This window comes from Candidatus Binatia bacterium (assembly GCA_035631035.1).
Classification (GTDB): domain Bacteria; phylum Eisenbacteria; class RBG-16-71-46; order SZUA-252; family SZUA-252; genus DASQJL01.
Genome location: DASQJL010000024.1, coordinates 1 through 13,731 on the forward strand (window position 1 = coordinate 1; position 13,731 = coordinate 13,731).

13 protein-coding genes, 1 tRNA gene and 1 other RNA gene are annotated in these 13,731 nt (G+C 68.5%); 1 reads left to right on the plus strand and 14 read right to left on the minus strand.

Annotated elements, in window-relative coordinates; genetic code table 11:
• The 14 genes from xseA to VE326_02540 all read right to left on the minus strand — a co-directional run.
• On the minus strand, positions 1-1,161 hold a 1,161-nt coding region (xseA, locus tag VE326_02475), incomplete at its 3' end, for an exodeoxyribonuclease VII large subunit (protein ID HYJ32061.1).
• A 121-nt stretch (positions 1,162-1,282) separates the two neighbouring features.
• Positions 1,283-2,170 (minus strand): bifunctional 5,10-methylenetetrahydrofolate dehydrogenase/5,10-methenyltetrahydrofolate cyclohydrolase, encoded by an 888-nt coding sequence (locus VE326_02480; protein HYJ32062.1) that lies wholly within the window; start codon positions 2,168-2,170, stop codon positions 1,283-1,285.
• 19 nt (positions 2,171-2,189) lie between these two features.
• Positions 2,190-2,996, minus strand: coding sequence for a TIGR00282 family metallophosphoesterase (locus tag VE326_02485; GenBank protein HYJ32063.1), 807 nt, complete (start codon positions 2,994-2,996; stop codon positions 2,190-2,192).
• Between the two features lie 7 nt (positions 2,997-3,003).
• On the minus strand, positions 3,004-4,572 hold the full coding sequence (gene rny / locus VE326_02490; protein HYJ32064.1) for a ribonuclease Y: 1,569 nt from the start codon (positions 4,570-4,572) through the stop codon (positions 3,004-3,006).
• 24 nt (positions 4,573-4,596) lie between these two features.
• Positions 4,597-4,777, minus strand: a non-coding RNA gene (ssrS, locus tag VE326_02495) — 6S RNA.
• 64 nt (positions 4,778-4,841) lie between these two features.
• Positions 4,842-5,135, minus strand: coding sequence for a cell division protein ZapA (locus VE326_02500; protein ID HYJ32065.1), 294 nt, complete (start codon positions 5,133-5,135; stop codon positions 4,842-4,844).
• A gap of 66 nt (positions 5,136-5,201) precedes the next feature.
• A complete protein-coding gene (locus VE326_02505; GenBank protein HYJ32066.1) occupies positions 5,202-5,501 on the minus strand; it encodes a hypothetical protein in 300 nt (99 codons plus the stop codon).
• The gene (gene pheT / locus VE326_02510) at positions 5,498-7,918 is read right to left on the minus strand and encodes a phenylalanine--tRNA ligase subunit beta (GenBank protein ID HYJ32067.1); all 2,421 of its coding nucleotides are present in this window, start codon (positions 7,916-7,918) and stop codon (positions 5,498-5,500) included. The genes VE326_02505 and pheT overlap by 4 nt, the downstream gene beginning before the upstream one ends.
• A 45-nt stretch (positions 7,919-7,963) precedes the next feature.
• A complete protein-coding gene (pheS, locus tag VE326_02515) occupies positions 7,964-8,971 on the minus strand; it encodes a phenylalanine--tRNA ligase subunit alpha (protein ID HYJ32068.1) in 1,008 nt (335 codons plus the stop codon).
• A gap of 34 nt (positions 8,972-9,005) precedes the next feature.
• Positions 9,006-9,368 (minus strand): 50S ribosomal protein L20, encoded by a 363-nt coding sequence (rplT, locus tag VE326_02520; GenBank protein HYJ32069.1) that lies wholly within the window; start codon positions 9,366-9,368, stop codon positions 9,006-9,008.
• 37 nt (positions 9,369-9,405) lie between these two features.
• Positions 9,406-9,606 carry a 50S ribosomal protein L35 gene (gene rpmI / locus VE326_02525; GenBank protein ID HYJ32070.1) on the minus strand — a complete coding sequence of 67 codons (201 nt, stop codon included), beginning with the start codon at positions 9,604-9,606 and terminating at the stop codon, positions 9,406-9,408.
• Between the two features lie 31 nt (positions 9,607-9,637).
• Positions 9,638-10,351, minus strand: a complete 714-nt coding sequence (gene infC, locus VE326_02530; GenBank protein ID HYJ32071.1) for a translation initiation factor IF-3 — start codon at positions 10,349-10,351, stop codon at positions 9,638-9,640.
• Between the two features lie 209 nt (positions 10,352-10,560).
• Positions 10,561-12,477 (minus strand): threonine--tRNA ligase, encoded by a 1,917-nt coding sequence (gene thrS / locus VE326_02535; protein ID HYJ32072.1) that lies wholly within the window; start codon positions 12,475-12,477, stop codon positions 10,561-10,563.
• A 34-nt stretch (positions 12,478-12,511) separates the two neighbouring features.
• Positions 12,512-12,588: transfer RNA gene (locus VE326_02540), tRNA-Val, on the minus strand.
• A 133-nt stretch (positions 12,589-12,721) separates the two neighbouring features.
• Here VE326_02540 and VE326_02545 point away from each other — a divergent pair.
• On the plus strand, positions 12,722-13,507 hold the full coding sequence (locus VE326_02545; protein HYJ32073.1) for a hypothetical protein: 786 nt from the start codon (positions 12,722-12,724) through the stop codon (positions 13,505-13,507).
• Positions 13,508-13,731: the final 224 nt, after the last annotated feature.

Consider the following 13,731-nt stretch of genomic DNA (forward strand, 5'->3'; position numbering starts at 1 on the left):
ATCCCCCGTCGAGGCGCGCTCGGCGCGGCGGCGCAGGTCCAGCAGGCGCTCGCGCATCCGCTCGACGATCCGGGCGGGAGCGTGCGCGCGCAGGCGCGTGGAGGCCGAGCCCACGGCCCCGCGCCGGCGAAGCGCCCAGCCCTCGAGCGCGCGCACGAGGACGTCGCGGGTGTTGTCCAGCGTCTGGCGTCCGGTCTCGATCCGGCGGTAGGGATCGTGGAGGGCGCGGTGCGTCCGGAGCCCCTCGACGTGCCGGCGGTCGCGCTGCAGCTCGCGCATCAGTCGCTCGCGGGCGTGCCCGGCCAGCCGGTGCAGCGCCTGACGCGCCTCTTCTTGGCTCGCCCCCATCTGGGCGGCGTGCGAGGGTGTGGCGGCGCGGGCGTCGGCGGCGAAATCGGACAACGTGTAATCCGACTCGTGTCCCACGGCGGAGACGACGGGAATGCGCGAGGCGACGATCGCGCGCACCACGACCTCCTCGTTGAAGGCCCAGAGGTCTTCCATGGAGCCGCCTCCGCGCCCGATGACGATGAAGTCCGCGCCGCCCCATTCATTCACGAGGCGGATCGCGGCGGCGATCTGGGTTGCGGCCCCCTCCCCCTGAACCCGCGCCGGCGCGATCGTGAGCCGCACATGCGGCAGGCGCTGGCGGTAGACCCGGAGGAAGTCCTGGATGGCCGCGCCGGAGAGCGAGGTCACGAGCGCGATCCGCGTCGCGTAGCGCGGAATCGGCCGCTTTCTACCCTCGGCGAAGAGGCCTTCGGCCTGAAGCTTCCGCTTCAATTCCTCGAAGCGGATCTGGAGGGAACCGTAGCCGACAGGGACCACGCGCTCGGCCTTGAGCTGCATGCTCCCGCGCGGCTCGTAGATCGTGATGCAGCCGGTGATCCGGACAGCGACCCCATTTCCGAGGGTGACTCCCCGGAGCCTCGGCTGGTTGGCGAAGAAGACGACCTGCAGCTGGGCACGGCGATCCTTGATGCAGAAGTACTCGTGCCCCGACGCGTGGGCCTTGTAGTCGCTGATCTCCCCCTCGACAGTGACGGCCGGATACTCTCCGGTAAGGAGCGCGTTCAGCTCCGTGACGATCTCGCCAACGGTGTAGACGTGGGGCTCGCCCTCGCGCGGATCCCAGCGGGCGGTGGCGCGACGCGCGCTCACGATACGATTGCCTCGGCGGCCAGGTTTTTACCGCCGCTAGCGAGTGTGAATGTGAAGACAGGTGTCGCTCTCTCGGGATAACGCCCGGAGCTCACGATGCGCCCGCCCCCCAGCCCTGTCCTCACGATGCTGCCTCGGCGGCGTCGGCCAGATTGCGGAGCAACATCGCCACGGTCAGCGGCCCCACGCCGCCGGGCACCGGCGTGATCGCCGACGCGATGCCACGAACCGCCTCGAAGTCCACATCGCCCTCGTAGCGCGGCGCTCCAGGCGCGGGATTCGCGATGGGATGGATCCCGACGTCGATCACGACGGCGCCCGGGCGGACGTGCGCCGCGCCGATCGAGCGGCGGTGGCCGATGGCCACGACGAGGATCTCGGCCTCCCGGCAGAGCGCGGGAAGGTCGCGCGTCTCCGAGTGGCACAGGGTCACCGTCGCGTTCATCCCCGGCTCGCGCGACGACAGCAGCACCGAGAGCGGACGGCCGACGATGCGGCTCCGCCCGAGGATCACGGCGCGCTTCCCCGCGAGATCGCCGCAGTGGCGCCGCAGGAGCTCCTGAACCCCGAGCGGCGTGGCCGGGCGCGGTGCGGGAAGCCCGTTCACCCACCGGCCCACGTTCGCGGGATGGATGCCGTCCACGTCCTTGGCCTGGGGCACATCCTCCAGGTGGCGCTCCTCGCGCAGATGGCGCGGGAGCGGAAGCTGGAGAATCAACCCGTGCACGGCCGGATCGTCGCCGATCGCGCGAAGGGCATCGCCCAGCTTCGATTCGGAGATGTCTTCCGCAAGGCGATGGACGGTGGCGACGGCGCCTGCTTCCTGTGCCGCCTTCACCTTGGCCCGCACGTAGGGATTCCCGGAAGGGGGCTCTCCGACCGTGACGACGGCAAGCCCCGCGGGCCTGCCCCGGTCGCGGAGCGCCTCGAGGCGCCGCTTCACCCCGGCGCGGATTTCGGTAGCGAGCGGGCCGCCCAGCAGAAGCGCCGCAGCGGGCGCGGTGGTCACGGGATGGCCGTCGCGGCGGTCACGGGACGACGGCTCCCGGGGCCGGCTCCAGCGCCATGGCCACACGCTCGATGTGGCGGCAGCGCCCGGTGACGTCGTCCACCTCGAGGTGCACGCCGTGAAGGCGTACATCCCCCGTCGCGGGCTCGAAGCGGGTCGGCAGCAGCGTGAGGAACTTTCGGATCGCCTGGTCCTTGCGCACGCCGATCACCGAGTCGTGCGGCCCGGTCATCCCGGCGTCGGTGATGTAGCCGGTGCCGCCGGGCAGGATCCGCTCGTCCGCGGTCTGGACGTGCGTGTGCGTGCCGATCACGGCCGAGACCTTGCCGTCCAGGTGCCACCCCAGCGCCACCTTCTCCGCGGTCGCCTCGGCGTGGAAGTCCACGAGGATGATCGGCGTCTCCTCGCGGAGCTTCGCCGCCTCTTCCTCCGCCACGCGGAAGGGGTCGAGCAGCTCGCGCATGAAAACCCGTCCCATGAGATTGATGACCCCAACCTTCGCGCCCGAAGCGGTCCGGGCGATCATCACGCCGCGCCCCGGCACCCCTGGCGGGTAGTTGTGCGGCCGGAGCAGCAAAGGTTCCGAGTCCAGCAGAGGCATCACCTCGCGCCGGTCCCAGATGTGGTTGCCGCTGGTCATGCACTGGACGCCCAGCCCCTTCACCTCTTCCAGGATCTCTTTCGTGACGCCGAAGCCGGCGGCCGCGTTCTCCACGTTCACGACCACCAGGTCGATGCCCATGGAGGCGACGATCTCGGGCAGGAGGTCCCGGACCGCGCGGCGGCCCGGAGAACCGAAGATGTCCGCGACGAAGAGGATGTTCACGCGGGGCCTAGCGCGCGTATTCCATGGCGCGCGTCTCGCGGATCACCACGACCTTGATCATGCCGGGGTACTGGAGCTCCCGCTCGACGCGACGGGCGACGTCGCTCGCCAGCTGCGAGGCGCGCGCGTCGTCCACGTTCTTGGGCTCGACCATGATGCGCACCTCGCGCCCCGCCTGGATCGCGTAGGACTTCTCGACCCCCGGGAAGGAGTCGGCGATCTTCTCCAGCGCCTCGAGGCGCTTCACGTAGTTCTCGATGCTCTCGCGTCGCGCGCCGGGGCGCGCGCCGGAGACGGCGTCCGCCGCCATGACGAGCACGGCGTAGAGGTTCTCCGCCGTGGGATCGTGATGGTGGTAGCCCACCGCGCGGACCACCTCCTGCGGCTCGCCGTAGCGCTGGGCGAAATCCATCGAGATCTGCGCGTGCGCTCCCTCCACCTCGTGCGTCACGGCCTTGCCCAGGTCGTGGAGGAGCCCCGCGCGCTTGGCGATCTGCGTGTCGAAGCCGAGCTGCCCCGCCATGATCCCGCAGATCCAGGCGACTTCCTTGGAGTGCTGGAGGATGTTCTGGCCGTAGCTGGTGCGGTACTGGAGCCTTCCCAGGAGCTTCACGATCTCCGGGTGCATGCCGTGCACCCCCACCTCGAGCACGGCCGCCTCGCCCAGCTCGATGATCTGTTCCTCCAGCTCCTTCTGCACCTTGGCCACGACCTCCTCGATGCGCGCGGGATGGATCCGGCCGTCGGTGATCAGCTTCTCCAGCGAGCGCTTGGCGATCTCGCGCCGGACGGGGTCGAAGCCCGAGAGGATCACCGCCTCGGGCGTGTCGTCGATGATCACGTCGATGCCGGTCACCGTCTCGAAGGCGCGGATGTTCCGCCCCTCGCGCCCGATGATCCGCCCCTTCATGTCGTCGCTGGGGAGGTGCACCACCGAGACGGTGGTCTCGGCGGAGTGGTCGGCGGCGCAGCGTTGGATCGCCAGGGTGACGATCTCCCGCGCCTCCTTCTCGGCGTTCCGGGTGGATTCCTCGCGGATCTGCTGCAGGAGCTTCCCGGCCTCGGCCCGCGCCTCGTTCTCCATGTTCACGATCAGAAGCTGCTTCGCCTCGTCGGCGGTCATGCCGCTGATCCGCTGGAGCCGCGCGTTCTGCTCGGTCAGGACCCGCTCGAGCTCCTTGTCGCGAAGCTCCATCGCCTCGCCCTTGACCGTCAGCTCCCGCTCCAGCCGCTTCTGGTCCCGCTCCTTCTTGTCGAGCACCTCGGCGCGGCGGTTCAGGTTGGTCTCCAGCTCTTGAAGCCGCCGCTCCGCGCGTTGGATCTCGTTCTTCTGGGCCTGCGCTTCGCGGTCCAGGCGCGACTTCTCCTTGAACCACTCGTCCTTGGCCTCGAGGAGGGCGCTCTTCTTCTGGGTCTCGGCCTCCCGCTCCGCCTCGCGCAGGATTTTCGCCGCGAGCTCTTCGGCGCGCAGCACCTTCCCCTCGCCGATCTTCCGGTGGGCGATCCATCCGAGCAGGAACGCCACGATGCCCGAGCCGAGGGCGGCGAGGATCAGCGTCAGCAGGGACACGGTCATGAGCGGCGTTCCTCCCGATACAAAAAGAGCCCCGCCGATGCCGTGGGCGCGAGACTTTTGAACCTGGAGCGACCAGGTGGGTGCCCTTCTCCCGGGATCACGTCATCCGCCAACGGCGGACCATCACTACGCCGGGGATCCAGACTCCCAAGTCTTGAGTTGTGGCTCAAAAAATTCCGGCACCACACGAGCATGGCAGGGTTTTCGGTTGTTCGTCGTTGTCGTGGCCGGTGTCGACCTCCGTCGTGAATGCGTGCCGCCGGAAGGGCTCAGCGCTCGCGAAGCGTGTCTCCGATGGTCTTGGTGAGCGCCTTGGTGCGCTCGGCCAGCTCCTTGTCGAGCCGGCCGCGCTCGGCGCGTTCCCGGAGAAGCTCGTCCGCGATGTTGAGCGAGGCGAGGATGGCGATTTTGGTGGGAGTTCCCGTTGCGAGCCTGCGTTCCAGCTCGCGCATCTTTCCGTCGACGTATGCCGCGACGGTCTGGATGTAATCGGGGTCGGCGCCCTTGATCTTGTACTCGCTGCCGAAGATCGTCACGCTCTGGGTCGTCGGTTCCGATCCCACCTCGGTCCTTTCGTTCTCGTCGTTTCCGGCAGCCGCCCCGACGGATGTCCGGGCCGGCCGATGGCGTCAGGCGTGCACGGCTTTCTCGAGGACCGACAGCTTCGCCAACATCTCCTCGACGCGCCGCGCGAGCGCCCGCCGTTCTTCCAAAAGAGTCGCCCGTTCGTCTTCGAGCGATTTCAAGCGGGTCTTGGTATCGGCGGCGGCATGCTTGCCCGCCGCCGCTTCGAGCGCCCGCACTTTCGCCCGAAGGTCATCCCGTTCGCCGGTCAGGGCGCGATTCTCCTCGCGCATCCGTTCCAGCAGACTCACGATCTCGTGCACGCGTTCTTCCAGCGCGGACAGCTCGGTCACGATCGCGCTCACGCGCGGGGCACCTCCGCGCCGCCGCGAAGCGTCGCGCCCAGCTTCGATTCCAGGGCGCGCACGATCGCCGCGAACGCTTCTTCGACCTCGCGGTCGGTCAACGTGCGCTCCGGCGAGCGGAACTCGAGCGCGTAGGCCAGACTCGACCGGCCCGCGTGCTCTCCGTCGCGGAACTTGTAGACGTCGAATAGCCGGATGGTGTGCAGCAGCGGCCCCCCAGCCGCTCGAATCGCCGCCGCGAGATCCTCGTGCGTCACATCGGGCCGCACGACAACCGCCAGATCCCGCTTCGACGCCGGGAACCGCGGCACCTCTCGGTAGCGCCGCTCCCGGGGCGCGGCACGGAGCGCGACCGCCAGATCCACGATCGCCGCCCATGCGGGCTGCGTCAGACCCATCTGGCGGGCCAGCGACGGGGCGACTTCGCCCATCCGGCCGAGCCGGCTTCCCGAAACCGACCATACGGAACCGGTCCCGCGAGCCCAGCACGCATCATGGTAGGAGCCGCCCTGCCATGAGTCAATTCCCAATGCTTCATAAAGCGCTTCAACCGCGCCGCGCAGCTCCAGGTAGCGGTCGTCCTCGGCGCCGGGGCGGTTCCAGGCGTCGGCCGAGCCGGTGAGGAGCAGCGCCGCCTCGAGCCGCTCGGAGCCCAGCGGAGGCGGCGTCGCCTGGAACACCTTCCCCACCTCGGCCAGGCGCACGTCGGCGACGCCGTGGCGCACGTTCCGGGCGGCGATGGCGAGCAGGCCGGGAAGGAGGCTCACGCGCAGATGCTTGAGCTCGCGGCTCTTCGGATTCTGGATCTCCCAGATGCTCGCGTCCTCGATCCCCTCGCGCGCCTCGGCGGGGATGTCGCCCACGAGCGCCGAGCCGATCGCCTCGTCGAACCCGAGTCCGACCGCCACGTCCACGATGCGCGCGGCGAACGCGGGCTCGGGCGATTCGGCGATCGCGGGAACCGACGCGGCGGCGACGGTGGCGGGCACGGCGTCATAGCCGATGCCGCGGGCCACCTCCTCGACCAGATCCTCTTCGATCTCGAGATCCTTGCGGAAGCGCGGCGCGAGGAAGACGCCGACGGTCTCGGCCCCCTCCTGCGTCCAGGCGCCCTGCTGCGGAATCTCGAGGCCGGCGAGCGCGCGCGCGGCCGTCTCGGGAGCGACCTGGATGCCGAGGAGCCGGCTCGCGCGGTTCAGACGGAGCCGGATGGCGCGCGGCTCGCTCCGGCCGGGCCACTGGTCCACGACCGCGTCCACGACCGTCCCGTCCGCGACTTCGGCGAGGAGCCGCGCGGTCGCGTCCAGCGCGAGCGCCACGCCGTCGGGATCCACGCCCTGGCCGAACCGGGTCGAGGCGTCGGTCTCGACGCCCAGCCGGCGCGCGGCCTCTTTCGTGAGCGCGGGATCGAACTGGGCCGACTCGAGCACGACCGACGTCGTCGCGTCGGTCACGCCGGAGTCGAGCCCGCCCATGATCCCCGCGAGCGCCATCGGGATCGACGCGTCGGCGATCACCTGGACGTGCGGCCCGAGCGCGACCTTCCGTCCGTCGAGGAGCGTGAGCGCTTCGCCCTCGCGCGCCCGGCGCACGCGGATCTCCCGCCCGGCGACCTTCGCGGCGTCGAAGGCGTGGATCGGCTGGCCGTACTCGCGCAGCACGTAGTTCGTCACGTCGACGACGTTGTTGATGCTCCGGAACCCGGTCGCCTCGAGCCGACGGCGGAGCCAGTCGGGCGAGGGGCCGATCCGGAGCCCGGTGACCACGCGCGCCATGTAGCGGGGGCAGTCGGTCGCGCTCTCGATCGTGACCCGCGGGAGCTCACCCTTCCCCGCGGCGCGGAGCGGCGGAGGCGTCTTGAGCCGCTCCCCGCGCGCGGCGGCGACTTCGCGCGCGAGCCCGCGCACCGCCATGCAGTCGGTGCGGTTCGAGGTGATCTCCACGTCGAGCACGGCGTCTCCCGAGCCGAGGAGGTCGGTGAGCGGCATGCCGATGACGGGCGATCCCGGCAGCACCCAGATCCCCTCCGACTCGGCGGAGAGGCCGAGCTCCTTCTCCGAGCAGATCATCCCCTCGGACTCGATGCCGCGGATTTTCGCTTTCTTGAGCTTGGTCCCGTCGGGGAGCTTGCTGCCGATCTGCGCCACCGCGACGCGCTGCCCCGCCGCGACGTTCGAAGCGCCGCAGACGATCGAGCGCACGCCGCCGCCCAAGTCCACCTTGCAGAGGCGCAGCCGGTCGGCGTTGGGGTGCGGCGCCACCTCGAGCACGTGCCCCACGACGATCGTGGGATCGTAGGCCGTTCCCTTCTCGAGGGACTCGACCGGGAGTCCGCGCGTGGCGAGCAGGTGCGCCAGCGCCTCGGGGGATTCCGGAAGGCCGGTCCAGTCGCCGAGCCAGCTCCAGGTGACTTTCATCGGGGATCGCTCCGCATCGCGTTCATGGGTGTCGGGACGGCGCCCCTAGAACTGCCGGAGGAAGCGCACGTCGCTCTCGAGGAACATCCGGATGTCCGGGACGCCGTGGCGCAGCATGACGAGGCGCTCGATGCCCGCGCCGAACGCCCAGCCGGTCCACACCTCCGGGTCGTAGCCCACGGCGCGGAAGACGTTCGGATGGACCATGCCGGCGCCCAGCACCTCGAGCCACCCGCCCGAGAGCGGGCCGCAGACGTTGCACCCCTTCCCGCCGCAGAAGAAGCAGCGGATGTCCACCGCGGCCCCCGGCTCCACGAACGGATAGTAGGACGGGACGAAACGGATCTCGGTGTCCCGCCCGAAGAACGCTTTCAGGAAATGGTCGAGCGTGCCCTTGAGATCGGCGAGCGAGACGTTCCGGTCCACGTAGAGGCCCTCCACCTGGTGGAACTCGACCTGGTGGGTGGCGTCGATCGCCTCGTTCCGGTAGACGCGCCCCGGGCAGATGATGCGCACGGGAGGGGCGTTGGCCTCCATGGTGCGGATCTGCACCGGCGAGGTGTGGGGCCGGAGCAGGGCGCCGCTCTGGAGATAGAACGTGTCGGTCTCGTCGCGCGCGGGATGTCCCTCGGGCATGTTGAGGGCGGTGAAGCTGTGCCAGTCGTCCTCGACGTCGGGACCGGTCGCGACGGAGAAGCCGAGGCCGCGGAAGATCTGCTCGATCTCGCGGAAGACGGACGTGATGAGGTGGCGGTGGCCGACCGGCGCGCGGCGGCCCGGCAGCGTCACGTCGCGCGCGGCGGCGGGCGCCTGCGCGGCGAGGCGCGCTTCGGCCTCGGCGTGGGCGGCTTCCAGCCGCACCCGCGTCGCGTTGGCGCGCGCGCCCACTTCGGCGCGCGCTTCGGCTGCCAGGTCCTTGAGGCCGCGGAGAACCTGGGTGAGGTCGCTCTTCCGCCCCAGGTAGCGGACGCGCGCCGCTTCCAGCTCGGCCGCCGTGGCGGCCTCACGGAGCGCGCGCTCCCCTTCCGCGCCGAGCGCTTCGATCCGTTCCATCATCGGCACGGACTCGGAGACGGGCACGGCGGGGTTAGGCTGCGGCTTGGGCTTGCTTGGCCACCTCGGCCAGGCGGGCGAAGGCGGCGGCGTCCCGGACGGCGAGGTCCGCGAGCACCTTGCGGTCGATTCCGACCTGGGCCACCTTCAGGCCCCGGATGAACTCGTTGTAGGAGAGGCCGTGGAGACGCGCGGCGGCGTTGATGCGCACGATCCACAGCCGTCGAAAGTCCCGCTTCTTCGCCCTCCGGTCCCGGAACGCGAACTGCATGCCGCGAAGCAGCGTCTCGCGCGCGGTCTGGTAGAGCTTGCGGCGTCCGCCCCGGTTCCCTTTCGCCGCGGTCAGGACCTTCCGGCGGCGCTTGCGACCCGGTACGACGGTTTTGGTGCGTGGCATCGTTCAGTTCCTCATCTCGGGGCCGATCCGGACGGGATCAGCCGCCGTAGGGTAGAAGCTTCTGCATGTGCCGCTTCTCCGTCGGCTCGACGATCGCCGAGGAGTGGAGGCGGCGCTTCTGCTTGCGGGTCTTGAGACCCAGGTGGTGCCGCGAATAGGCGCGGGACCGCTTGATCTTGCCCGTGCCGGTATGCTTGAACCGTTTCGCCGTGGCCCGGCTGGTCTTCATCTTGGGCATTCGGACTCCTTCGTGGCTGACTCGTGAACCGCTACGACTTGGGCTTCACCTCGGCCGGCGACGATGCCGACGCCGGTCTCGGGGCGGGCGATGCCGGTTTCGGCCCCGCGCCCGACGCGGCTGGCCTCGGACCGGTGCCGCTCGCCGGCGCGGGCCGCGGCGCGCTGCTCGCTCCCGACGCCGACGCCGTTCCGGCCGTGGCCGGCTTCTTCTCGCCCGGCTTGAGCGCGGCCTGGCGCGGCACCATCAGCAGGGTCATGCTCCGACCCTCCATGCGCGCCGGGATCTCGACCATTCCGACTTCCTCGAGATCCTTGACCACCTTCTGCAGCAGGCGGAACCCCGCCTCCGGGTGCGCCATCTCGCGGCCACGGAACATGACGGTGAACTTCACCTTGTCGTGCTCCAGGAGAAACTGCCGGCCGTGCTCGACCTTGAAGTTGTAGTCGTGGTCCTCGATCTTCGGTCGGAGCTTCACTTCCTTCAGGTGCGTGACGTGCTGCTTCTTCCGAGCCTTCTGGGCCTTCTTGTTCTGCTCGTACTTGTATTTGCCGAAGTCCATGACCCGGCAGACCGGGGGCTTGGACGTGGGCGACACTTCGACGAGATCGAGATTCCGTTCCTGGGCGAAGGCGAGTGCTTCGCGGATGGCCAGGATGCCGATCTGCTCTCCGTCGGGTCCGATCACCCGGACCGAGGGGATGCGGATGCGGTCGTTGACGCGAATTTCCTTCGTGGTGGCGATCGAGCGTTCCTCCTTATTCGTCCTGAAAGCCTTGGCCTCGGCGCGGGGGAGCTTTGCTGGCGGGGGTAGCCGGGGACGCGTCCATGAAGCGCGTCGGCGGCAGTGCGTCGGAGGGCCCGATGACCCTGCGACGGCGAGAACCCCGGCAGCTGGACGCCCCGGGGTGAGAAGCCAGCAGGCTCCTACTTAACACCGAATGGGAGAGCAGTTTAGGACCTGGCGCGCACCTCCGCAACCACTTTTTCGACGAAGGCGCCGACGGGCATGGACCCCTCGTTCCCCTTCTTGCGGCTGCGGACCGAGACGGCCCGATCCTCCACTTCCTTCTTTCCCAGCACCAGCATGTAAGGAATCTTCATCAGCTCGGCATCCCGGATCTTGGCGCCCATCTTCTCTTCCCGGAGGTCGGCCTCGGCGCGGATCCCCTGCTCGCGCAGGAGCGTCTTGACCTCCTCGGCGTAGGGCTTCTGGTCGTCGGTGATCGTGATCAGCTGCACCTGCACCGGCGCGAGCCAGACCGGGAAGTCCCCGCCGTAGTGCTCGATCAGGGTCGCGAAGAAGCGCTCCATGGAGCCGAGCAGGGCCCGGTGCACCATGTAGGCTTGGTGCTCCTGGCCGTCGGCGGCGACGTACCCCACCTCGAACCGGCGCGGCAGGTTGAAGTCGAACTGGATGGTGGAGCACTGCCATTCGCGGCCGATGGCGTCGGTCAGCTTGATGTCGATCTTCGGCCCGTAGAAGACCGCCTCCCCCTCGGCGCGGTGGTACGGCAGGCCGGCGCGCTTCACCACCTTCTCGAGCGCGTTCTCGGCCAGCTCCCACTCGTGGTCCTCGCCCAGGTAGTCCTCCTTGCGCTTGGGATCGCGCACGGAGAGCTCCACCTTGTACTCGGCGAAGCCGAAGGTGCCGAGCATGAACTGCACGAGCTCGAGCACGCCCTGGATCTCCCCCTCCACCTGCTCGGGGGTGCAGAAGATGTGGGCGTCGTCCTGCGTGAAGCCGCGCACGCGCGCCAGCCCGTGGAGCACGCCCGACTTCTCCAGGCGATAGACGGTGCCCAGCTCGGCGATCCGGATCGGAAGCTCGCGGTAGGAGTGCTTCTTCCGCTTGTAGATCAGGATGTGGAACGGGCAGTTCATCGGCTTCAGCACGTACTCCTTCTCGTCCACTTCGAGGAAGTACATGTTCTGGCGATAGAAGCCGGTGTGCCCCGACTTGTTCCAGAGATCCACCTGCGCGATGTGCGGCGTGGTGACCATTTGGTAGCCGCGGCGCACGTGCTCGTCCTTCCAGAAGTCCTCGATCACCCGCCGCATGGCGGTGCCGTTGGGATGCCAGAAGATCAGCCCGCCGCCCACCTCGTCGTGGATGCTGAAGAGATCCAGCGCCTGTCCCACCTTGCGGTGGTCGCGGAGCTTCGCCTCCTCGAGGTTCTTGAGATGCTCCTCGAGGCGATTCTTCGACGGGAACGCGGTGCCGTAGATGCGCTGGAGCATCGGGCGGTTCGAATCGCCGCGCCAGTAGGCGCCCGCGACCGAGAGCAGCCGGAAGTGCCGGAGCATCTTCGTGCGCGGCACGTGGGGCCCGCGGCAGAGATCGGTGAAGAAGGAGTGCGTGTAGGTGCTGAGCGTGGGATCGGGGAGATCGCGGATCAGCTCGACCTTGAACGCCTCCCCTTCCTTCTCGAACTTCCGGAGCGCCTCGTCGCGCTGGATCTCGCCGCGGACGAACCGGTGGTCCTCGTCGGCGATCTCGTGCATCAGCTTCTCGATCGCGGCCAGGTCCTCGGGCTGGAACGGGCGGTCCACCTGGAAGTCGTAGTAATACCCCTCTTCGATGGCGGGGCCGATCGCGAGCTTCGCTTCCGGAAAGAGCTTCACGACCGCCGAGGCCATGAGATGCGCGGTGGAGTGCCGCAGCACGGCGAGCCCCTCCGGCGAGTCGGCGGTGATCATCTCCAGCTTCCCCGACTCCTTGAGCGGGGTGTGGAAATCGACCACGCGGCCGTTCAGCTTGGCCGCGATCCCCTCCTTGAAGCCCTCCTTGTACTGCGCCATGAAGAGAGCGTCGAGGGTGGTGCCGGGCTCGGCCTGGAAGGTCCGGCCGTTCAGTTCGAGGTTCAGCATTTCGGGGTTCGACTCACTTCCGTTTCGAGGGAAATGGTGGGCGATAGAGGACTTGAACCTCTGACCTCCTGCATGTCAAGCAGGCACTCTAACCAGCTGAGCTAATCGCCCTTCCGTTTGAAGCACGGGAGCTTATCAGGTTTGGGACGGCTCTTCCAGAGCCCGTCGCCGGAAAATTCCCGGTCGCCTTCCTGAAAGGACTACCCTTGCGGCACCCCTGCGGTCCGGTCGAGGTCCAGCCACCATGAGTCGCTTCGCACCAGCGATCGCCGCGATGTGCCTTGCCCTGGCCGCCGCGGCTCCACTCCTCCTGGCCGAGTGCGCTGGCCACGCCTCGTTGGAGCAGGTCATCGCCCGCTCCGATCTGATCTTCGTGGGCACTGTTCAGGACATCACCTCGATGAGAGTCCACCTGCGTGACCAGGAGTCGCCTGGGGGGACGGTCATGACCGGTTACCGCTTCCGTCAGAATCGATACATCAAGGGAGCCGGAAGTCCCGATACCCTGAGTCTAATCGGGGACGGCGGCTCCGATGGTGGTCTCCTCTACGTGGACGAGCACGCGATTCGTCTCGAGCTCGGGAAGCGCTACGTCATCTTCGCGGCGCGCGACACGCGTCCCCGACTTCCTGGCACGTACTACCAGGCCTTGTTGTGCGTGGACCACTACACGATCGATGCCGATTCGTCTGGATGGTCGGTGGGTCTGCTGCGTATGGGTGAGTCCCACAGCTCGAGCCGGCTGGTGGCGTTCGACACGCGCCACATGGTTTGGATGATCGACCGGGTCGCGGCCGCAAAGCACGGATTGTCGCGGCCCCGCCTCCCGTTAGCGGAGTTGCTCCGACGTGCCGATTCGGCGGAGAGCGTTCGGGTCGCGGCGGCCCGAGGGTCGATGCCAGACAGCGTCCTGGACCAGCAGCGGGTCCAGCATGTCTGGATCGATCCGAATCAGGATCCCGGCACGCGAGTGACCGAGGAGCAGCTCGCCGACACGTTGCGCGTGATCGTCGATCGCCTTTCTCGCTAGCCTTTAGTTAACATAAATATATACTTGCGCCAGCGCAAGTTGACTGGCGCGCACGAGAAGCCCGCTCTTCGAGCGTGCTTGGACATTCACCCGCACTGGCGAGCGTGAATCCCGCGACACCTGTCACGCGATTTCACCGCTGCTAGCGGCGGTGAATTTCGCGACAACTGTCATGCGATTTCACCGCTGCTAGCGGCGGTGAATCCGGCGACAACTGTCATGCG

Bases quoted from the DNA above. Each gene is read 5' to 3' on its own strand.
- rny (HYJ32064.1), bottom strand. From the start codon at position 4,572: ATGACCGTGTCCCTGCTGACGCTGATCCTCGCCGCCCTCGGCTCGGGC.
- pheT (HYJ32067.1), bottom strand. From the start codon at position 7,918: ATGAAAGTCACCTGGAGCTGGCTCGGCGACTGGACCGGCCTTCCGGAA.
- pheS (HYJ32068.1), bottom strand. From the start codon at position 8,971: ATGGAACGGATCGAAGCGCTCGGCGCGGAAGGGGAGCGCGCGCTCCGT.
- rplT (HYJ32069.1), bottom strand. From the start codon at position 9,368: ATGCCACGCACCAAAACCGTCGTACCGGGTCGCAAGCGCCGCCGGAAG.
- rpmI (HYJ32070.1), bottom strand. From the start codon at position 9,606: ATGCCCAAGATGAAGACCAGCCGGGCCACGGCGAAACGGTTCAAGCAT.
- thrS (HYJ32072.1), bottom strand. From the start codon at position 12,477: ATGCTGAACCTCGAACTGAACGGCCGGACCTTCCAGGCCGAGCCCGGC.
- VE326_02545 (HYJ32073.1), top strand. From the start codon at position 12,722: ATGAGTCGCTTCGCACCAGCGATCGCCGCGATGTGCCTTGCCCTGGCC.